Raw genomic sequence first — 23,925 nt, 5'->3', positions numbered from 1 at the left:
CTTCTCGATTATAAAAATTGTCGCGACAGTGAGCCAAGCAATGGACGGAGGCTCTGGACGATGAGCTGGATCAGCAATTCTCGATCGCTATGCAGGTAAAAATGTCCCCCTTCAAGCATATGCAGTCTAAAAAAACCTGTTGTCTGCTTCCGCCATGCTGCCACTTCCTCTTCGCTGATCTCATGATCCTGCAAGCCTCCAAAGGCAGTGATGGGGCAGGATAGTGGTATGTCGCGGGTATAAGTATAGGTCTCACAGACAGAAAAATCTGCACGCAGGACCGGGAACAGAAGCTGGATCAGGTCAGTATTACGCAGGACCTCCTCCGGCGTCCCTTCAAGCCTCTGTATCTCATCTATAAATTCTGCATCCGGTAGATTGTGAATGGGAGGGTAGCGGTCTGGTACATGTGGCGCCCGGCGAGCGGAGACGAGCAGATGGAGTGGAAGGGGGAGGCGTTGCCTGCGCAGGTCGCGCGCGAGTTCAAAACTAACTAATGCCCCCATACTATGTCCAAAGAACACATATGGCCTGTTGAGGTATGGCCGAATGGCCTGAGAAAGAGCTTGAATAAGCGGAGCAATCTGTGTAAAGGGAGCTTCTCCGAATCGGCTCTCCCGACCCGGTAACTGTATCGGGTACAGCTCTATCTCTGGCGGCAACTGATCTGCCCACTTACGAAAGACAGATGCACCTCCTCCGGCATAGGAAAAACAGAATAAGCGCAGACGAGCCTGGGAATCTGGTCTGGCAAACTGGAACCAGGGGCTCAAAGATGATGCAGCGGTCATTCAGGCAGCCTTTCATTCAGGAAACTTCTCCTGCGAAGATGATGCAATGGTCATTCAGGCAACTTTTCATCCAGGAAACCTTCGACGATAGAGAGATAGCGCTCCTTGTGAAGGAGATATGGCGTATGCCCTCCCTGTGGAAAGGTCTCAACACGGGCTTGCGGATAGGCATTTTTTAATGCAGCACGCATTCCAGGTGTGATTGGCCGATCGTCCTGACTTTCGAGGATAAGCACTTTTCCGGCCCATGCGGCCAGATCATCTGGTGCGAAACGATAGTTCTGGCGATAATCAATGGTCCCTCGCAAGAGAGCAAGGGCGTCCTTTTTCGTCAGATGATGCCCTATCAATTCCTGAATATACGCCTGCCAGAAAGCCTGTTCCTCCTGCGGAGCTTCAACGACTTGCCGCAACATCTGCTTTAACAGAGAACGGGCCGTTCCACCGGGCATGAAGGTCGTCACTCTCTCAATTGCTCTGACGGCCACAGCTAATTCGGGCTGGGGGACTGTTGTGTTCTGTAGAATCAGCTTCGCAACCAGTTGAGGATATTTACGAACAAAACACTGAGCTACACTCCCCCCAAAGGAGACGCCCAATAAGTTGATAGACCGTACCTGTTCCTTTTCCAGCACAGCGGCCAGCCCCTCAACCAGTTGTTGGATGGTTGGTACTGCTGGAAAGGATGGATAGATAAGACGATAGTGCTGCTCCCAGGCCTGAATGAGCGGAAAGAGGAGATCCCCTCTGCGTTCGTCTCCTGGTAACACGACTACTGTCTTATCACCCTTGCCACAGACGAGATAATTCCATGTGGTTTTCCCAATTCTGGTCTGCGTCAGGGAATGAGTGGTACGAAAATCTTGCAAACGTTCTATCTGATCAGCGAGAACATCTTTATACAATTCTCTCACAATAGTATTCATTCGTTCATCCTATCACTTCAGCGTATAAAACCTATCTAAAGATACTGTACACTCATAGAGCGAGTAAGTACAATGAGTGTCTGGCGTACTTTTCGAGAATACTTCTACGTTTTCCAGAGTAGACGTTCATGAAATGGTGTCATCACCCTGGATGAAACTTTTATTTTCAGAGTAGGCGTTTATGAAAAGATTTCACTACTCTGCATGAAACCTTTCTTTTCAGAAGAGAGCTCACCACCGTATCACTGTGCGCTTTCAAGGGACATACGCAGGCCCGCAGCCAGATGCTGGACCTGTGGCTCCGTAATGATTGTCTGGTGTGTGCCAGGCACGAGATGCAGCTCCAGTTGATGCTCATCGCTCAGCAATTTGCGCCACTCTTCGGCCATATTCAGGTACGCCTGGCTGGGTGTAAAGCTCTGCTGGATATCGCTGGCATGGAACAAGATCATGCGGCCAGCATACTGACCCGGGACATAGCTGGCCAATGCCTGATAATTGGCTCTATGAACGCGCAGCAGACTGGTCGCCTGTGGAATCTCGCGCAAGGCTGGAGCAAGATGCTCGAGTTGAGCTGCCCGTAACTTATCTGCGATGTAGGAGAGCTGATCCTCTGGCGCGAGATGAGCCCACGGCTGGCTGCGACGTTGAATGGCAGAGGTGGAGAAGTGCAACAACTGTTCCTCAGGGGACAGGTCGTCCCAATCATCGTCTGCTATTGCACCGTTCCCCTCTAATTTGTGGAGCATCGTCTGCGCAATCTCTCGCATTTCCTGGTCAAAGTCTGGAACATCTCCCTGACCCGGTGGGCTCGTGTCGATGATGGCAAGCAAGCCAACCTCTTGCTGCTGCCGCTGGAGTTGGATGGCCATCTCAAATGCAATCACTCCTCCAAGCGACCAACCACCCAGATGGTACGGCCCTTGAGGTTGAACCGCCCTCATTGCCTCGATATAGTACGCCGCCATCTCTTCAATGCTCTGGTGCGGATCGTGATCGCTGAAGAGACCAATGGCCTGGAGTCCATAGAAAGGCTGGTCGCTCCCAAGTCTTTGTGCAAGCTCGGCATAGCACAGCACTGCTCCCCCCACAGGATGGACACAGAAAAATGGTGGTCTTTTTCCTGCTGCTTGAATGGTTACGACGCTGGATTGAGGCAAGATCTCATGCTGTTGACGCAATACTTCAGCAAGGGACTCGATCGTTGCATGCTGGAAGAGCAGGGCCAGTGGGAGCTTCTGCAAGAATGTTTGCTGGATACGATTCATCAGAAGCACCGCCAGAATCGAATTGCCCCCTAGATCAAAGAAGTTGTCCGCAACACTGATCGGTTGGATCTTTAAGAGCTCTTCCCAGATCTGTACTAACCGGCGCTCGATATCGTCACGCGGCTCTAAAACCCTGTCTGTAGCTGCGGGCCGGGCACTATCGGGAGCAGGCAGGGCCCGCCGGTCCACTTTGCCGTTGATGGTTAATGGAAGGCGTTCCAGCAGCACAAACGTCGATGGAACCATATAATTCGGTAGCTGTCTGGTCAGCTCTCTACGTAGCTCTTCTGTATATCTGGTCTGATCAGCCTGCGTGGGCACCACATAGGCGACCAATTGCTTGCTTCCAGGCACATCTTCTCGCGCCAGCACCACCGCCTCGTTCACCTGCGGCAGATGCTGAAGCGCAACTTCAATCTCTCCCAGTTCAATGCGATAGCCGCGCACTTTTACCTGTTGATCCGCTCGACCCACATATTCCAGGTGCCCTTCCTCTCCCCAACGCACCAGGTCGCCCGTTCGATACAGGCGAGCTCCTACCTGCTGGCTGAACGGATGGGGCACAAAGCGTTCTGCCGTCAGCTCTGGTCGGCCCACATATCCACGCGCCAGTCCAGCACCGGCCAGATAGAGTTCGCCAATGACGCCCATGGGCACTAATTGGCGGTGAGTATCCAGCACATAGGCCTGTGTGTTGGTCCGTGGACGCCCGATGGGAACCGCACCCATCTGCTCATGTGCTAACTTTGCCCAGGTTGAGTAGGTGGTATCTTCGGTTGGACCATACAGGTTGTAGATCTGCTCGATTGTCGTCTGCTCATACAATTGCGCAACGAGAGTGGCGGAGAGTGCCTCACCGGCCAGATTGATCGTGTGCACCGAGGCCGGGATCTGCCCTTCTCGCAACAGTTCTGCAATGGCTGAGGGGACGGTATTGATCAGGGTGATATGCTGGTGAGCGGCCTGAATGGGGAAGGTGAGTGCATTCTCTACGATGACGACGGTACCTCCAGAGGTGAGCGTCACAAAGAGTTCGTAGATCGAGAGGTCAAAACAGAGCGAGGTCGAGGCCAGCATGCGCTCCAACGCTTCTGCCGCAAAGGTCTCCTGCGCCCAGTAGAGCAGGTTGATGGCGCTCTGATGGGTGATGGCTACACCCTTGGGCCGCCCGGTCGAGCCTGAGGTATAGATGACATAGGCCAGGTGTTCCGGTTGGACTTCAAGCGAAGGCAGGGGGAGGATGGGTTCGTTGGTAGACTCCCACGTACCAGAGAGGGTGATGACCTCCAATCCCTCCTGAAGCACAGGGGGAAGCAGGCTCTCCCGGGTCACCAGCAGGCGGATCTGGGCGTCAGCGAGTTGAAAGGCCAGCCGTTCGGTAGGATAGGCGGGATCGAGCGGGACATACGCTCCACCAGCTTTGAGGACGCCCAGGATGGCAATGACCATTTCAAGCGAGCGAGGGAGACAGACTCCCACCAGTTCCTCCGCTTTAACTCCATGGCTGTGGAGCAGGTAGGCCAGCTGTGTAGAGCGTCGGTCCAGTTCGCCATAGCTGAGCTGCTGCTCCTCAAAGACCAGCGCAATGGCGTCTGGACACGCCTGCGCCCGGGCTTCTACAAGCTGATGCAGGCCGGAGCGGTTTGCATACGTGGATTCTGTCGCATTCCACTCCTCCACGAGCTGATGGTGTTCGGCTGGAGCAAGCAGCGGTAACGTTGCCACCGATTGATCGGGATAGGCCACGAGACTCTCCAGCAGGATCTGGAAATGTCCGATCATACGCATAATTGTTGCGCTATCGAACAGGTCTGAGTTATATTCCATGATCCCACCGACACCATAAGGGCTATCGGTCAGCAGCAGCATCAGATCAAATTTTGCGGTGCCGCTGTCCACTGTCAGAGGCTGTATGTTCAGATCGGTAAAAGCAAGCTCCGTTTTTGGTGCGTTCTGCCACGAGAAGGCCACCTGGAAGAGAGGCGAACGGCTCAGATCACGTGTGAGTGGGAGGCTATCCACAATCTGCTCAAAGGGCACATCTTGATGCGCGTAAGCCTCTAGCGCCGTTTCTCTGCATTGTATTAAGAGCTCACGGAAACTGGGATCGCCAGTCAGATCCGTACGAATCACCAGGGTATTGAGGAAGAGGCCAAAGATCGCTTCAGTTTCAGGCCGTGTCCGCTCTGCGATCGGAATGCCAACCAGGATATCCTCCTGACCGCTATAGCGATAGAGCAGCGTCTGGAAGGCTGTCAGTATGGTCATGAAGAGAGTGGCCCCAAGCTGCTGGCTCAGTGTCCTCAGTTGCTCGGTTAAGGTGAGCGAGAGATGAACAGGAATTTGCGCCCCTTGATAGCTCTGGAGAGGCGGACGTGGTCGATCAGTCGGTAACTCCAGAATGCCTGATGTCCCGGCTAACTTCTCTTTCCAGTAGGCCAGTTGCCTATCCAGTACCTCGCCCTGGAGCCATTCTCGCTGCCAGACGGCGAAGTCTGCATAGTGAAGGGCGACCTCCGGTAAGGGGGAAGGTTGATGATGCGCAAAGGCCGTGTAGAGAGCGGTCAGCTCCTGGTTCAATATACTCATCGACCAGGCATCAAAGATAATATGATGGATGGTGATCAGGAGGATATGTTCCTCCGCCTGCAAGCGCAAGAGAGCCGAGCGCATCAATGGTGCCTGGGCCAGATCAAAGGGCGATTGCGCCTCAGCAATGGCGAGATATTGGGCCTCTCGCTCTCGTTCGGACGCTGGAATGCCGCTGAGATCGATGATTGGGAAGGACAGGTCCACCGCTGGATAGATAGTCTGGATTGGCTGTTCATCGATCAGGGTAAAGCCTGTGCGCAACGCTTCATGACGCCGCACTATCTCACGCAGACTCTGCTCCAGGGCCGCAACAGCGACTGTCTGGGTGAGACGGAAGACCAGGGGCATGTTATATAATGGCGATCCTGGTACCAGCCGATCAAGAAACCAGAGACGCTGCTGAGCAAAAGACAGCGGGAGCGGTTTTGTGCGTGGAGCGGGCAGGAGCGCTGGCACCTCCATGCCAATACGCTCTTGTTGCGCACGCTCCACACGTTCCGCCAGTTCACTGATCGTTGGCGCTTCAAACAGACTGCGCACCGGTAGGTTCACCTGTAAGGTCTGTCTTACGCGAGCTATCAGCTGTGTGGCAAGCAGAGAATGCCCGCCCAGTGTGAAGAAGTTGTCCTGCGTGCTTACCTGCTTCAGGCCCAGAACCTGTACCCAGATAGCTGCAAGCATCTGTTCTGTGATGGTCCGTGGGGCACTATAAGCCTGACTGCTCTCCTGCTGCCACTGCTCAGGATCTGGTAGCGCTCGTCGATTGATCTTGCCATTTGGTGTCAATGGCAGGGTCTCCATTGGCACGAAGAGAGAGGGGATCATGTAGTGGGGCAGCCGTTCCTTGAGATATTCACGGATCGTCTGGAGTGCCTGCTCGCTTTCTGTCTGAGTGGTATGGAAAGTCAGGTAAGCGACCAGTTGTTTCTCAATGGCGTTTTCATTGCGCACAATGACTGCACAATCTCGTACCAGTGGATGCTGATCGAGCGCACTCTCGATCTCTCCCAATTCGATGCGATGTCCCCGTACCTTGACCTGCTGATCGACGCGGCCAAGATATTCTAAGCGACCCTCTGCACTAAAACGTCCCAGATCGCCTGTCCGATACATCCGTGATCCAGGCTGGACAGACTCCATGCCAGCAAATGGATCGGGCATAAAACGCTCGACGGTCAGTGCAGGCTGCTGGAGATAACCACGTACGACCCCCTGTCCGGCAATATAGATCTCACCGGCAACGCCAATTGGGACTGGCTGAAAATGGTGATCCAGGATATAGATTCGCGTATTGGACAGTGGCTGGCCTAGCATCACCACTTCGCCCACCATGATCTGCTGCGTACTGGACCAGATCGTGGTTTCGGTCGGTCCATACATATTATGCAAGGAGCCCTGGAGCGTCTGCCCGATAGCATCCGCCAGCGATTGAGGGAGCGCCTCACCACCTAGTAACATACTGGTAAGTTCCTGGATGCTGGTTGCTGCATCCGGGTCCTGAAGAAGGATGCTGGCCAGTGATGGAGTACATTGTAGATGCGAGACGTGCTGTATCTGCATCAATTGAGCAAGTGACAGCTCTTCTTCGGCTGGATGCGTTGGCTGCACAATCACGCGGAAGCCACGCGTGAGCGTCCAGAAGAGCTCCAACACTGAGATATCGAAGGAGATACTGGTTACAGCCAGCCAGGTCCCCTCATGCTGATCTACCAGGGTGCAATCGATACCATGGAAGAAATTATGAACATTTCCATGAGGAATCATTACGCCTTTGGGGCGGCCAGTCGAACCAGAAGTATAGATGACATAGGCCAGATGCTCTGCCTGCACCTCTCGCTTCAGTGCAGATCCGGGCTGTTGTTGGATGAGCGACCAATCGCGATCCAGGCAAAGCAGGATGGCCTCGTGATCCGCAAGGCGTTCAATCAGATGCTCCTGACTGAGCAGAATAGGCACATGGGCATCCTGTATCATCAGAGCCAGACGCTCGTGCGGGTAAGCCGGGTCCAGCGGGAGATAGGCCGCACCTGCCTTGAGAATACCGAGCAATCCGACCATCATCTCTACCGAACGCTCGATGCACAGTCCAATCGCCAGATCAGGCTCTGCTCCAAGGGTTACCAGATAATGAGCAAGCTGATTGGCACGTCGATCCAGCTCTGCGTAGGTGATCTGATGCTGATCACAAACCAGCGCAATCTTATCAGGCGTGCGAGCCGCCTGGACTTCAAATGCCTGATGAATACAATATGCTGGTTGCAAGTCCTGATTGGTCTGGTTATAGCTCTGCAACTGTCGCTGCTCGTATGGTGTCAAAATGCCACATTGAGCCAGTGGCTTCGTTGGAGAGGCCACAAAGGTCGCAAGGAGCAGGCGGAGATGCTCAAGCAAGCGCGATACGCTCTCCGCCTGGAAACGAGAAGTATCATACAGGAGTTTGAACACCATCTGCTGTCCCGGCAGAATGTAGAGAGAGAGGGGATAGTTGGTCTGCTCGCGAGCATGAACTGCCTGCACCTGGAGCTGAGATTCAGGGGCAGAAGCCTCCTGGACATCCTGGCCCAGTGGATAGTTCTCAAAGATCAGCAGGCTCTCAAACAGGGCTGTCCCACGCGCTACCTGACTCCATCCCTGAATCTGCACAAGCGGGCTGTATTCATACTGTCGCAACTCGCTTTGCAATGTTTGTAGATCCTGCAACCAGCTCAGAAGCTCCTGCCCGGCATGAATATGCACCCGAATAGGAAGCGTATTAATAAAGAGACCAATCATCGACTCAATATGGCTGACTTCCGCAGAACGGCCCGCAACAGTTGCGCCAAAGACGACATCGTCCTGACCACTGTAACGAGACAGCAGCAGGGCCCAGGCTCCCTGCACCAGTGTATTCAGGGTCAGATACTGGTGTCTGGCCAGCTCTTGTAGCTGGCTGGTCTCCTGCTCGGAAAACTGCACGATCTGCTCACCATAAGTGCGCTGTGCCAATGCCGTAGAAGTGGTGGCAGTATCAATACCCAGGAAGGTCGGGCTAGTGAAGCCCTCTAACTGTGTCCGCCAGAAGCGTTCTGCCTGCTGAAGATCTTGCTGCTGAAGCCAGGCGATATAGTCTTGATAGGGGTAGACCGGTGTCAGTGGCAGCGAAATGTTGCGACGCCGGGCTTCATATCCACTAAAAAGCTCGCCGGTAACGAGTGGTAGACTCCAACCATCCAACAGAAGGTGATGATAGCTCCAGATGTATTCATAGACATCATCCGCTAACTGAATCAGGGTCAGGCGCATCAAAGGTGCCTGGGCCAGATCAAAGCCTCGCTTACGGTCGGCCTGCAAGAACGTCTGAAGAAGGTCTGCTTGCTCCTGTCCAGAATGGGAGCGCCAGTCTTTCTGCTCAAACGTTACGGCAATCTGCTTCTGAACGATCTGGAGCGGCTCAATGAGAAGCTCCCAGGTAAAAGCGGTGCGGAATACTGCATGGCGATCGATAACCTGTTGCCAGGACGCTCTGAACGCGGCCAGATCAAAGGCACCATGTAAGGTATAGCCTGCCTGAATAATGTAGTCACCTTCACCAGGAGCATACAGACTCTGGAAAAATAAGCCCTGCTGCAAAGGTGAGAGAGGATAGATGGCCTCGATCTCTCGCGTTGTGCCGCAGATAGCATCCAGTTGTCTCTGATCCAGCCTTGCCAGAGGAAAATCAGAAGGTGTATAACCACCAGCTTCGGGCGACTGACAATGACTGATCAGCGTTTGCAACACCTGGAGATAGGACTGCGCAAGCCTGTTGATCGTCTCCTGCTCATGCACCTGCTGGCTATAGGTCCAGATGAGGTGCAACTGTCCTCCGCTAATGCTGCCATTGATCTCGATCAGATGCTCACGATGCCCACGTGGGCTGACAGGCGTTCCAGATGACTCTGACGCTGGACGGAAGAGAGCAGTCTGGCTCAACGTCTGGTCAAACTGGCCCAGATAGTTAAAACTGATCTGCGGAATAGTGGCCTGTCGCAGTCCATCATTATCTGAGCGCAGATAGCGAGCCAGGCCGTAGCCAATACCATTGGAAGGAATGGCTCGCACCTGTTCTTTGATCGCTTTCAGAGCTGTGGCCGGGTCCTGTGGATCAGATGGCAGACAGAGGACGAATGGGTAGATGCTCGTGAACCAGCCAACGGTCCGCGAAAGGTCGACATCGGCAAAGAGGTCCTCGCGCCCATGCCCTTCTAGATGAATGCGGTGATTGCTGTGTCCGGTCCACTGCTGCAAGGCCTGCGCCAGAGCAGTCAACAAAACGTCGTTGATCTGAGTTCGATAGGCCGCTGGCACCTCTTGCAGCAGGGCCTGGGTCTGGGCCTGGCTCAGCGAGATCAGCACACTCTGTGCCGACGCCACCGTATTCTCTCCCTCAGGATGGCTTACAGGAAGCGTTGCCACTGGCAGACTCGCTTGCTGTTGCCAGTAGCTCTGCTGCTCGCTCAATACTTCACTCTGGGCATAGGCCTCTACGTGGCGCGCCCACTGTTGCCAGGAGGTCGTCTTGGCTGGCAACTGGATCGACTCGTTACGCAGTCCTTGCTCGTATGCCGTCTGGAGATCTTCGAGCAGAATGCGCCAGGAGACGCCATCAACGACCAGATGATGAATGACCAGGAGCACACGTCCGTTCTGCCAGGGCTCTTGATCAGAATCAGCCTGTGCTCCCAGATCAATAGTGACTGCTCGCCAGATGGGGCCATGGGTCAGATCCAGGCTGGCCTGCACTTGATTGGCAAGCGCTTCGATGACACTGGTGCGCTGCTCCTCAGGGACGTTGACGAGATTAATACGGCTGATCGGAACCGCTGAGGATTCATCTGCATGGGTCGCCTGCCAGCCATCGGGGGTCGAGACAAAGCGCAGTCGAAGCACATCATGCTGGCGCTGGAGCGCCTGGAGCGCCTGGTGAAGGGCAGACCAGGAGAGCTCCGCAGGGGTGTGCAAGAGCATGGCTTGATTCCAGTGCTGCGGATCGGGCTGCTCCTGTTCAAAGAACCAGTGCTGGATCGGCGTCAACGGTACGGAGCCGCGTACCGCTCCCTGCTCTGCATGAATGGCAATCTGCTCGCTTATCAGCGTCAGATCAGCCGCCAGTTCGGCGATGGTCTGCTTCTGGAAGAGCTGTCTGGGCGTCAGATGCAGGCCCCGCTGGCGTGCACGAGCCACGACTTGTAGACTCAAAATCGAATCACCACCCAGGGAGAAGAAGTTGTCATGGACCCCAATCTGTTCTACCCCCAGGACCTGCTGCCAGATCGCGACCAGTACCTGCTCCCGCTCGTTGTCTGGTGCAACATAGCTCTGCGTATCCGCCAGATGCGCATACTCCGGTGCGGGCAAGGCGCGGCGATCTACTTTGCCGTTGGGTGTTAACGGGAAGGCCTCCAATACCACATGCAGCGCAGGCACCATGTATTCAGGCAAGCGCTCCTGTAAGCTCGCCTGCACAGGCTCCCAGGCGAACAACTCCCGCTTCTGGGCGACGATATAAGCGACCAGCCGCTTGACTCCAGGGAGATCCTTACGGACAGTTACCAGTGCATCACGGATACTCTCCTGCTGCCTCAAGGCCTGCTCAATCTCGCCGAGCTCAATGCGATAGCCTCGGATCTTCACCTGTTGATCCGCTCGTCCCACATACTCCAGCACCCCATCCGCCCGCCAGCGCACCAGATCCCCCGTTCGGTAGAGCCGCTCTCCTCCGTTCGTACTGAATGGATGGGGCACAAAGCGCTCCGCCGTCAGTTCGGACCGGCCCACATAGCCTCGCGCCAGTCCATGACCGCCCGTGTACAGCTCGCCAATCACTCCGATGGGCACCAGCTGCCGATGCCGATCCAGCACATAGACCGTGCTCTGATTAATGGGTCGCCCAATCGGAATGGGCGTCTCCACCTGCTCGGGATCGTCCATCGGGTAACAACAGGTGAAGGTCGTATTCTCGGTCGGACCATAGCCATTGATCACTTGCTGCCCCGGATGAGCTCGCAGGAGCGCTCGCACCGGCTCTGGACCCAGTACATCACCGCCTGCCAGCACCTGACGCACTCCGGCCAGCGCCTCCGGCTGATACTCCACCACCTGCTGGAACAGTCCAGCCGTCAACCAGAGCCAGCTCACCCCCTGCTCCTGCACCACCTGTGCCAACCGTTCAAGCGCCGGGAGCTGCTCCGTTAAGAGCACGAGCCGGGCCCCATGCAGCAGCGATCCCCACAATTCCAGCGTGGAGGCGTCAAAGGCCAGCGGAGCCAGTTGCAGTCCAATCTGCTCGTGGTCCAGTTGGGCAAACCAGTTCTGGCTGACCAGGCGGATGATGGCTTGATGCGGGACGGCCACGCCTTTGGGCTCGCCCGTTGAGCCAGAGGTGAAGAGAATATAGGCCAGCGTCTGTGCCTGAGCCTGTTGCTGAGGCGGCTCGCTGGACAGTTCCTCGCTCTCGTGCAAGAGCTGGCTCAGGTCCAGGTTGCGCCACGCTCCCTCGAGCTGGGGCAGATCGGAATCGGTCAGTAGCAGGCTCACTCCAGCCTGACCAAGCTGGAAACGTAGCCGCTCGAGCGGAGCCTGAGGGTCCAGCGGGACATAATGGCCGCCTGCTTTCAGGATGGCGAGCAGGGCAATCAGTTGGGAGAGCCCACGCGGCACATGCAGTCCAACGCCCACTTCAGTTGCGACTCCCAACGCCTGCAAGCGATGAGCCAGCTGATTGGCGTGTCGCTCCAGTTCGCCATAGCTGATCTGATCTTGCTCGCAGACCAGCGCGATGGCGTCGGGTCGCTGGGCAACCTGAGCTTCAAAGAGTTGCTGAAGACTACTATCTGCTGGATAGGCTGTCTCTGTCCTGTTCCAGGTAGACAGAAGTAGCTGCCGTTCTGCAACTGAGAGCGGAGAGAGCTGGCTTACACTGGCTGTGGGTTGCGCCAGCAGATTCTCTAGCAGACTGGCGAAATGACCAGCCAGACTGGAGATAGCTTCATCGGCAAAACGTCTGCGATCATACATAAATTTCACCTGCATATATTGACCGGGTGTCACAACGCAGGTAAGTGGATAATGTGCTTGCTCCAGAGCGTGTGCGGCTGTAACGTGCAAGGCAGCCGTCTCCCCCGCTGGTGCTGCACTCTCTAAAGGATAGTTTTCAAAGACAAAGAGGCTCTCAAAGAGTGGGGTCCCCCGAAGCATCTCGCTCCATCCCTGAATCTGTGCAAGCTGGCTATATTCATACTGGCGAAGATCACTCTGCTGCTCCTGGAGATCTTGCAGCCAGGCCTGAATAGCCATTTCAGGATGCAGATGGACACGCATGGGGAGCGTGTTGATGAAGAGACCAACCATGCCCTCGATCCCTGCCACATCAGCAGGGCGACCAGAGACTGTCGTGCCAAAGACGACATCGCGTTGTCCGCTATAGATGCCTAGCAGAAGCCCCCAGGCTCCTAGCAGGATGGTGTTGAGCGTGAGATGCTGCTCTCGAGCCAGCATTTGTAGCCGCTGGGATAGCTCTCGAGCGATGGGGAGGATATGGACCTCATGAGATTGTTCTTCCGGTGGCACAGATGTGGGCACTGAACCAATGCGCAAAGGGGTTGGTGCTGTGAAATCCAGCAGCCAGCGTCGCCAGAAAAGCTCGGCACTGGCCTGATCATGCTGCTGAAGCCAGGCAATGTAGCGCTGATAGGGCTGTGGCAGTTCGTTGGGAAGTGCCTGGCCGTGGAGCAGAAGCTGATAGGACGCGAAGACTTCACCAAGCACCAGGGGCAGGCTCCAACCGTCCAGCAGGATATGGTGGTGTGTCCAGACAAATTCATAACGATCCGTCCCCAACTGGAAGAGAGCCAGGCGCATCAAAGGGGCCTGGGAGAGATCAAACCCGCGACGGCGGTCCTCCTGTAAATAGGATTGCAGCCTCTCCTGCTGCTCACTATCTGGAGTGGAGCGCCAATCCTCGTAGGTAAACGGGAGCGGAAGCTGCCGATACACGATCTGCTGTGGTTCATCCAATTGCTCCCAGATAAACGCAGTACGCAGGATAGCGTGGCGGTCCATACTATGCTGCCAGGCCCGGACAAAGGTCTCGCTATCCAGTGATCCGCCCTCTAAGGTGTAGCCGATCTGCGTAATATAGTCTCCCTGCTCAGGTGCGTAAAGACTCTGGAAGAGCAGCCCTTGTTGTAAGGGAGAGAGCGGATAGATACTTTCAATCGCTCTCTGATTGCCCAGCAAGGTATCAATCTGCAATTGGGTCAGATGAGCCAGCGGGAAGTCTGAGGGTGTATATCCCCCTGCCGCAGGAGATTGGCAGTGCGCGATCAGAGCGCGTAAGGTCGCGAGATAGCTCTGGGCCAGGGTATTCACCGTCTCTTCAGTGTGCAGATTATGGCTATAGGTCCAGATGAGGTGGAGCTGGCCACCAGTAATGCTGCCATTGATATCCAGCAAGTGTGCACGATATCCCCGTGGGCTAACCGCTGATCCGCTCGACTCAAGCGCAGGCGCAAACAGGCCCATCTCTGCAACTATCTGGTCGAACTGCCCCAGATAGTTGAAACTGAGCTGTGGCTCTGTAGCATGCCTGATCTGTACGCTCTGCGCATCCTCCTGGCGCAAATAGCGTGCGATACCATAACCAATACCATGCGCCGGGATAGAGCGTAGCTGCTCTTTAATCGCCTTGAGAGCTACCCCAGGCTCATTGGTCTCCACCTGTAATCTGACCGGGTAGATGCTTGTAAACCAGCCTACCGTGCGGGAGAGATCGATATCGGCAAAGAGCTCTTCTCGTCCATGCCCTTCTAGATTGATCACATGACTATCGTGCCCGGTCCACTGTCGCAGCGTCTGAGCCAGAGCAGTGAGCAGAACCTCGTTAATCTGAGTATGATACGCGGCTGGCACTTCTTGTAAGAGCGCCTGCGTCTCTTGCACAGTGAGCGAGACCAGGACGCTACGAGCAGAGGCAATGGTATTGGCCCCTTCTTGAAAATCCTGCGGCAATGGTCTGGTCGGAACCTGCTCTTGCCAGAAAGAGAGCTGTCGGGCGATAGACTCGCTCTGAGCATAGCTATGGAGACGCCGCGCCCACTGTTGCCATGAACTGGTCCTGGCTGGCAGGTGGATCTTCTGATTCTGACTTAGCTGGGTATAGGCCAGTTGAAGGTCCTCCAGCAAAATGCGCCAGGAGACGCCATCAACGACCAGATGATGAAGGATGAACAGCAACCGCCCACCCTGCTTACGGCCCAGGTCAAAGTAGACCACGCGCAACAGAGGGCCATCAGTCAGATGCAAGCTTGCCTGAGCCTGATTCGCAATCTCTTCAATGAGGCTCTTTTGCTCCTCGCCTGTGGCCCCTGACAGATCAAGCCAGAGGAGCGGGATGGGAGATGGCTCCATCGTATGGGTCTGCTGCCAGCCCATTGGGGTCGGCTTAAAGCGGAGCCGCAGCACATCATGTTGTTCGATGAGATGGCTCACTGTCTCGCTCAGCATCTTCCGATCGAGGACATGGGGTGTGCCAAGCATGACAGCTTGATTCCAGTGCTGCAGATCTGGCTGCTCTTGCTCAAAGAACCAGTGCTGGATGGGGGTCAGAGGAGCATCTCCACTGACTGGCCCTTGCTCTTCCTGAACCTGGACGGTCGTATCAACCACACGTACAAGCTCTTGAATGGTCGGATTCTGGAATAATTGTCGTGGAGTAAGATGAATGCCAGCCTGCCGCGCCCGTGATACGATCTGGATGCTCAGAATAGAGTCTCCGCCAAGCTCAAAGAAGTTCTCATTTATGCCAACCTGCTTGACACCCAGAACCTGCTGCCAGATATGCGTAAGCTGCCGCTCAAGCTCGTTGGTTGGCTGCTGCTGATCGCCGCTGGTAACGACGGCTTTCTGTGGCGTTGGAAGCGCTTTACGATCCACTTTTCCATTGGTGGTCAACGGCAATGCCTCTAACACCATAAACTGAGATGGGACCATATAGTCTGGCACACGACTTTGCATATGGCTACGCAGCAGAGAGATCAAAGTCTTCTCGTCTTCCACTTCTCGTGGAACCACATACGCGACCAGATGCACACTCTCCTGCGTCTCTCCACGCGTTACGACCACACAGGCTCGTACCTGCGAATGTGCCGCCAAGACACTCTCAATCTCACCCAGTTCGATACGGAAACCTCTAATCTTGACCTGAGCGTCTGCCCGGCCACGATATTCCAGTTCGCCATTCGTCTGGTAACGGACCAGGTCACCGGTCTTATAGAGACGATCACCAGCCTGCTTCCTATCTGAATTGACCATAAATGGATTGGCAATGAAACGCTCCGCTGTGAGCTCTGCCCGATTGAGATAGCCACGAGCAAGGCCCGCGCCTCCGACATAGAGCTCTCCAGTTACACCGATGGGGACTGGCTGATAATGCTGATCCAGGACATAGAGGCGTAGATCGGATAGAGCCTGGCCAATCAAGCTCCCATCGCCCGCCTCGATATCGATCTGATGGATACGTCGGGCCGTGACATGGACCGTTGTTTCCGTAATGCCATACATATTGATCAGTTGTGGCTGCTCGTCACCATGGCGTTCTACCCATGGTCGTAAGCTCGCCAGTTCCAATGCTTCGCCACCAAAGATCACGTACCGCAGCGACAGGCTCGATGCTGGACGTTGCTCATCAATCACGAGCAGTTGGCGAAAGGCGGAGGGAGTCTGGTTCAAGACGGTAATATGCTGTTCCTCTAACAGCGTAAAGAACGTATCTGGCGCTCGGCTGGCCCAGTACGGCACGATCGAGAGACGGCCTCCAAAGAGGAGCGCACCCCATATCTCCCACACCGAGAAATCAAAGGCATAGGAATGGAACATTGTCCAGGCGTCGTGTTCTGAGAACGTCATCGACTCAGGTGTGGCGTGGAAGAGCCGGACAACATTTGCATGGCTCACCTGTACGCCTTTAGGCTGGCCTGTCGAGCCCGAAGTGTAGATGACGTACGCGATATGCTCTGGCTGTGTCTGGACTGCCGGTGGCACCTCAGACTGCTGCGGTAAGCGCGCTTGATCATACTCAAAGCAGAAGATCGGACCAGACCAGGCAGGCAATTGCTTCAGGCTCTGCTGTTGCGTTACAAGAACGGCGATCTGGGCATCCTGCAAGATAAATGCAAGCCGCTCCTGCGGATAATTGGGATCTAACGGTACATAGGCACCGCCAGCTTTCAGAATACCCAGGATACCAATCAGCATCTCAGGGGAGCGCTCGACGCATAAACCAACGAAGACATCTGGCCCAACTCCCTGTGCACGTAGATAGTGTGCGACCTGATTGGCGCGTTGATCAAGCTCGCCATACGTCAATTGCTGCTCTTCATAGACCAGCGCGATTGCATCGGGAGCTGCGGCCTGTCTCTGTGCGAAAAGCTGGTGCAGCCACTCTCGAGGGGCTACCAGTGCGCTATCGCTCAAGAGTGAAGGCAACTCAATGGCCCTCTGCTCTTCCAGGGAAGTCATCGAGATACGGGCAAGGCACTGCTCTGGAGCGGCCAGCATATTTTCGAGCAATGTTCGCAGGTGGTGAAGCAGGCGCTCTATGGTAGCATCGGCAAAACGAGCCCGATCATACATCAACCTGATACCGAGCTGCTCACCGGGCAAGACAACGACGGTGAGTGGATAGCTGGTCTGTTCAATGGTCCGCGCTGCCTGAAGTTGAAGGCTGGTCTGAATACCCTGGACGCTGCTGCTATCGATGGGGTAATTCTCGAAAACGAACAGGCTCTCAAACAGTTGCGTGCCACGAGAGATATCGCTCCAGTTCTGAACCTGTACCAGCGGGCTGTATTCATACTGGCGAGCCTCGCTCTGCTGTTCCTGGAGAGTCTGAAGCCAGGGGAGCAGAGGGGTCTGGGGAGTAATGCGCACGCGTACGGGCAGCGTATTGATAAAGAGTCCGACCATCGACTCAACGCCCACGATCTCTGCTGGTCGTCCAGAGAGAGAGGCTCCAAAGACAACATCATCCTGACCACTATAACGGCTCAGGAGCAGGCCCCAGGCCCCCTGCACAAAGGTATTGGCAGTGAGATGATGCTGACGAATCAAGGTCTGCATATGTTGTGTCGCTTCAGCAGATAGCTGGATAAGCTCCTCGCCCTGTCCATGAGCGTGCTGTGTGCGCGTAGTACGCTCAACGCGCAGCTGCGTTGGCATCGTAAAATCAGCGAGCGTACGTCGCCAGAATGCCTCTGCCTGAGCAATATCCTGTCGCATGAGCCAGGAGATATATTCTTGATAGGGCCGCACAGGCGCAAGCGTGATCGTCTCCTGATTACTGATGGCATGATAGCACAGCAAGATTTCATTGAGGACGATCGGCATGCTCCATCCATCAAGGAGAATGTGATGATGAGTCCATATACATTCATAGCTATCAGTGCTACGTTGGATGATCATCAGACGCATTAATGGACAGGCAGTCAGATCGAAGCCACGGATGCGATCCTCGTACAGATAGGCGTGGAGTTGCGCTTCCTGCTCAGCATGCGAACAGGCACGCCAATCCTGCTGCTCAACAGGTAGCTTCACCTGTCTTTGTACGATCTGTAGCGGCTCATCCACGCTCTCCCAATGAAAAGAGGTCCGTAAAATAGGATGGCGCTGCATCACCTGCTGCCAGGCATCGACAAAGGCATCCATATGGAACTCACCCTGAAAGGTGAAGTGCAACTGGATAATGTAGTCGCCCTGTCCTGGAGCATACATATTCTGAAAGAGTAAGCCCTGCTGCAAAGGCGAGAGGGGATAGATCGCCTCGATCTCACGTCTACCGGCAACGACTGCATCCAGTTGTCTCTGGTTGAGCCGGGCCAGCGGAAAGTCTGAGGGAGTATAGCTGCTCATCTCAGACGATTGGCAATGAGCAATGATCTGACGCAAAGCAGTAAGGTAGCCTTGAGCGAGAGCCGTCATAGTTGCTTCATGATAGCGGTTCTGGCTTGATGTTAAAGCGATATACAGTTGGCCCCCATTAATGCTCGCGTTGATATCCAGCAGATGTGTGCGTCTCCCCTCCAGGCTGACGGGCGACCCACTCGACTCAGAGGCTGCAACAAATAATCCATGCTCGAGCTGGTCAAATTGCCCCAGGTAGTTAAAGTTCAATTCGGCTTCTGGCAATGAGCGCAACTGGCTCAACTGCTCTGTGGCCGAGCGATTCTGGCTCAGATAGCGCAACAGGCCATAGCCAATGCCGCGCTGTGGCACCTGGCGCACCTGTTCTTTCAACGCTTTAAGGGTCTCATCCAGGCTCCAATGGGCTTCCAGTTTCAGGAGCAGTGGATAGTGGCTTGTAAACCAGCCGACGGTTCGCGAGAGATCAACACCTTCGAACAGGTCCTCTCGTCCGTGGCCCTCAAGATTTATTAAGAATGCTTGCTCGCCTGTCCAGTTCTTTAATGCCAGCGCCAGAGCGGTGAGCAGAATCTCATTCATTTGTGTACGATAGGCTTGAGGCACCTCATGCAAAAGGGCGCTGGTCTCGGTCTTGCTCAGTGAGACCAGGATGGTCTGCGCAGAGAGCACACTGTTCTCTCCATCGGTCTGATCCACTGGTAAAGGTTGAATCTGTTGACGCACTGAATCGAGCCAGTAGGGCAGTTCGGTCAGCAGCTGGTCGCTCTGGGCATAGTCTGTCAGGAAACGCGACCATTGCTGGAATGAAATGGTCTTGGCCGGTAACATTGCCGGACGCTGCTGACTCAACTGTGTATAAGCAGTCTGGAAATCTTCGAGAAGAATACGCCAGGAGATACCGTCTATGGCCAGATGGTGGACCACAAAGAGTAACCTTGATTTTGCTTGCTCACCCGCTTCAAAGTAGACCACGCGCAGCAATGGACCACTGCTTAGATCAAGGCTGGCCTGGACTGCGGACGAGATGGCTTCAATCATCAGGCGATGTTTGTCGGGCGAGATAGTGGACAGGTGGATAACAGAAAAAGGGATCTCGCCCGTTGAAGTCGCTGCGTTTGTTTGTCTCGTGCCAACGAAGCGGAGGCGCAGCGCATCATGATGGTGGATAAGCAGCTCGACAACTCGTTGGATCAGCGCTGGATCCAGCGGCTCGCTCACAGCCAGCAGCATGGCCTGATTCCAATAATGGGGCGCAGGCTGCTCTTGTTCAAAGAACCAGCGTTGAATCGGCGTTAATGGAACATCTCCTGAGACGCTCCCCTGTTCGGCCAGGCTCTGGGTTGTCGTGTTGACGACGGTGACAAGCTGGCTGATCGTTGGATATTGGAATAGTTGTTTGGGGGTAAACTGGATTCCGGCCTGTTTCGCAGATGAGATGATCTGGATGCTCAGGATGGAGTCGCCGCCAAGGGCAAAGAAGTCGTCATGCGTACCAACATGCTCTCGTCCCAATACGCGAGCCCAGATCTCGGCCAATGTTTGCTCCACCTCTGTTTGTGGTGCAACATAGGCCTCGCTATCCAGCAGTAACGCCTGCTCAGGCGCTGGAAGAGCCCGCCGGTCAACTTTTCCGTTTGGATTCAATGGCAGCATATCCAGAAGCACAAACGCTGCCGGAAGCATATACTCTGGCAAACGCTCACGCAGATAGTCGCGCAGGTTACTTGTCGTGAGCGTGGGCTCAGATCTCCCGACAACATAAGCAACCAGGCGTCTGGAGCGGCCCTGATCCTCTCTGGCAACAACGACGGCTGCACGAACATCTGGATGATGCAATAAGGCGTTTTCGATCTCACCGAGCTCGATACGATAGCCTCTGATTTTGATCTGCTGATCGGCACGACCACAATACTCAATATTTCCATCGGGCAGATAGCGGGCCAGATCGCCCGTTTTGTAGAGGCGCGCCCCCTCGGAGCCATTGAAAGGATGAGGAATAAACCGTTCGCTGGTGAGCTCGGGACGATTCAGATACCCACGGGCCAGACCCGCGCCGCTGATATAGAGCTCGCCGACGATGCCTATCGGGACGGGCTGTAAGAAGGCATTCAGGATATAGGTCTGCATATTGGCAATCGGACGACCAATAGAGACTGGTTGGTGCACCGCTTGCTGATCAAAGCAATACACACTGCTCCACACGGTCCCTTCGGTTGGGCCATACTCATTGTACAGCAAGGCGGTAAGCTGCGATGCTGCCTGCTGTTCAACTAACTCTTCAGGACAGGACTCGCCAGCCACAATCACGGTGTTGAGCGAGGTCAGCTGGTGCGATGGTGTATTTGTCAGCAAGAGTTGATAGAGAGAAGGGAGCGTCAGCAGATGCGAGATACGCCTGGAACTGATGATTTCAGCGAGTTGCGTGATATCCTGCTGGGAGCCTTCCTGGGGCAGACAGAGTGTCCCACCCTGGCACAAGGTCCAGAAGATACCAGCGACCGAGCTATCAAAGGCAAATGGGGAGAGAAGCAAGAAGCTCGTCACTGGCTCACTGTAGTAACGCATACGCGCCAGCGTCGAATGCACCAGATTCTGATGGCTGACCTGGACACCCTTGGGCTGCCCGGTGGACCCTGAGGTATAAATGATATATGCCAGATTGCTGGAATCGATGTGAACAGGCTCGGCAGGTCTCGGCGCAGACAGAGCAGATAGCTGATCCAATAGGATGAGCTGAGCTGCATGCGCAGGAAGACGCTCGCGGAGCCATGATTGCGTGAGAATAACGGTTGGCTGAATATCCTCCATGAGGAAGGTCAGTCGCGCGGGTGGGGCCGATGGATCAATGGGAACGTATGCGCCTCCCGCTTTGAGAATGCCAAGTATCCCGACCACCATCTCGACAGAACGTTCGGCACACAGAGCCACAAGAACATCTGGCCCTACCCCAAGTTCCTGAAGATGAGAGGCCAGCGTATTCGAACGACGATTGAGATCGGCATAGGTCACACGCTCGCCAGCATAGTCAACCGCCAGCGCCGTAGGACAGCGTTCAGCCTGAGCCTCAAAGAGCTGATGAATACATACATCGAGCGGATAATCAATCCCGGTGTCGTTCCACTCCTGAAGCAGTTTTTGGCGCTCCAGGGTCGTCAAGGAGGAGAGATGCACCAGACGTTGCTCAGGATGAGCAGCCATCTTCTCTAGAAGTGTCTGCATATCTCCTAACAGGCGCTCAATGTCTGCTGACTTAAAGCGGTTCGTGTTATAGACCACTTTCAGGAGAAGTTGTGACCCTGGAACAACCAGAAGGCTCAGCGGATAATTAGATTGCTCTTTAGAGTGCATCGCTTGAATAGCAAGGCTGCTCTGACTGGTGTAGATACTATTGTTGACAGGATAATTCTCAAAGACAAAGAGGCTCTCAAAGAGCGGCGTACCGCGTGGTACCTCGCTCCAGCTTTGTACCTGTACAAGCGAGCTATATTCATATTGAAGCTGCTCCACTTGCTGCGAATGAAGGGATTGGAGCCAGGAGAGCAGCGTCCTATCAGGATCGATCTGAATACGGACCGGAAGCGTGTTGATTAAGAGCCCAACCATCGTCTCAATATTGGCTATATTGGCACCGCGACCAGAAACCGTTGTGCCAAAGACAAGGTCTTTCTGACCGCTATACTGGCTGAGCAGGAGAGCCCAGGCACCCTGGACCAGCGTGTTAAGCGTAAACTGGTATTGTCGCGCCAGATCCTGTAAGGTCTGCATCGTTGTAGACGATATCTGGGCCGTCTGTTCCTCATACCCAATCTCAACCGCTGTCGGGCTGATAGAATCAATACCAAACGGAGTGGGCGTCTCAAAGCCGCGCAACAACCGACGCCAGTAGGCTTCGGCCTCGCGCTCATCCTGTCTCCCGAGCCAGGCAATATAGTCTTGATAGGGCCGAACAGGGTTCATCTGCACATGCAGCCCCTGACAACGCGTCTCGTATCCACCAAAGATCTCGCCGAGCAGAATGGAGATACTCCATCCATCCAGCAGAGCATGATGATGGCTCCAGACACACTCATAGAGATCATCTTGCACTCTAAATAGTGCCAGACGCATCAATGGAGCACGCGCAAGATCAAAGCCCTGAACACGATCCATCCGCAGGTAGACCGTCAGACGTGCCCGTTGTTCCACATCTGATAGGCCGCGCCAATCATACTGGACAAACGGCAGTTCAGCCTGCTGGAAAACAATCTGATGTGGCTCCTCAAGGCCCTCCCAGGCAAATGCCGTCCGCAAGACGGTATAGCGCTCAATAACCTGTTGCCAGGCTTGAGTGAACGCCTCTAGATTCAGTCTGCCCTGTAAGGTGCTGCCAACCTGAGTCAGATAGGCTCCTCCTTCAGGTTCGTAGAGTGAGTGAAACAGCAGGCCTTGCTGCAACGGCGAAAGAGGATAGATAGCTCTCACATCCGGCTGACTTCCAGCTAGAATACCATCAAGCTGCGCCTGCGTGAGTCTGGCCAGAGGAAAATCCGAGGGCGTATAACCCGCTCCAGCGCCTTCATTCAGACAGAAGGTCATCAGATGACGCAGAGTGGCAAGATACGCCTGTGACAGCGCCTCAATCGTCTCTGTCGTGTGAAGATTCTGACTATACGACCAGATTACATGTAACTGACCCGCGCTGACACTACTATTCATCTCCAGAACATGGGTGCGGTAGCCTTGCGGGCTGACCGGAGATCCGCTCGCTTCATTGGCGGGACTAAACAACGCGGATCTGGTACTCTCCTGGCCAAATTGCCCAAGATAGTTAAAACCAATTTCGCCTTGTAAGGTACGCAACTGTTGAAGTTCAGGCGTATTCTGCAGCGCTTCGTTGAGGTAACGGAGCAGACCATAGCTCATGCCTCTACGCGTCGTCTGGCGCAATTGCTCTTTGATAGCCTTGAGCATCGGCCCCATCTGCATCGTTTTATCAATCTGCAAAGGGACGGGATAGATTGTGGTAAACCAACCAACTGTACGTGAGATATCGACCTGCGCGACAATATCCTCGCGCCCATGCCCTTCCAGATCAATAACGAAGGAGTCCTGACCAGTCCAGTCCAGGATGGTCAGGGCAAGCGCTGCCACCAGGAGCTCATTGATCTGCATATGATAGGCCGCTGGCACCTCTTGTAGGAGCGTGCGCGTCTCCTCTGCGCTTAACGAAAGCGCCAGATGACGTGCTGATGCAACCGTATTGGCACCTGTCTGCTGGTCCACAGGGAGAGAGACATAATCGCGCCCTGCCAGCGACAGCCAGTACGCCTGCTCCTGTTCGATCTCAGCGCTCTGTGCATATTCATGCAATTGCTGCGCCCAGTGCTGGTATGAGGTGGTCTTGGCTGGCAGTTGAATGGCCTGTCCCTGCTG

General features: G+C 54.9%; 3 protein-coding genes and 1 pseudogene (1 of these 4 running past the window's edge). All 4 read right to left on the bottom strand.

The features are described 5' to 3' along the window. Positions 1-8: 8 nt before the first annotated feature. Complete coding sequence (locus EL628_RS23285; RefSeq protein ID WP_126582409.1) at positions 9-791, bottom strand: thioesterase II family protein; 783 nt, start codon at positions 789-791, stop codon at positions 9-11. Positions 792-841: 50 nt separating this feature from the next. Continuing rightward, positions 842-1,717 (bottom strand): alpha/beta fold hydrolase, encoded by an 876-nt coding sequence (locus tag EL628_RS23280; protein ID WP_126582408.1) that lies wholly within the window; start codon positions 1,715-1,717, stop codon positions 842-844. Between the two features lie 242 nt (positions 1,718-1,959). Further along, positions 1,960-2,877, bottom strand: a complete 918-nt coding sequence (locus tag EL628_RS31215) for a thioesterase domain-containing protein (protein WP_281276584.1) — start codon at positions 2,875-2,877, stop codon at positions 1,960-1,962. A 9-nt stretch (positions 2,878-2,886) separates the two neighbouring features. Continuing rightward, a pseudogene (locus tag EL628_RS30870) lies at positions 2,887-23,925 on the bottom strand (non-ribosomal peptide synthase/polyketide synthase) (its annotated part continues 17,511 nt past the right edge of the window); the annotation flags it as partial.

Source organism: Tengunoibacter tsumagoiensis (assembly GCF_003967535.1).
Taxonomy (GTDB): domain Bacteria; phylum Chloroflexota; class Ktedonobacteria; order Ktedonobacterales; family Ktedonobacteraceae; genus Tengunoibacter; species Tengunoibacter tsumagoiensis.
The sequence above is the reverse complement of the archived record's forward strand: the minus strand, read 5'-3'. Positions and strand labels throughout refer to the sequence as shown.

Coding starts and splice junctions, on each gene's coding strand:
- EL628_RS23285 (WP_126582409.1), bottom strand. CDS start 791: ATGACCGCTGCATCATCTTTGAGCCCCTGGTTCCAGTTTGCCAGACCA.
- EL628_RS23280 (WP_126582408.1), bottom strand. CDS start 1,717: ATGAATACTATTGTGAGAGAATTGTATAAAGATGTTCTCGCTGATCAG.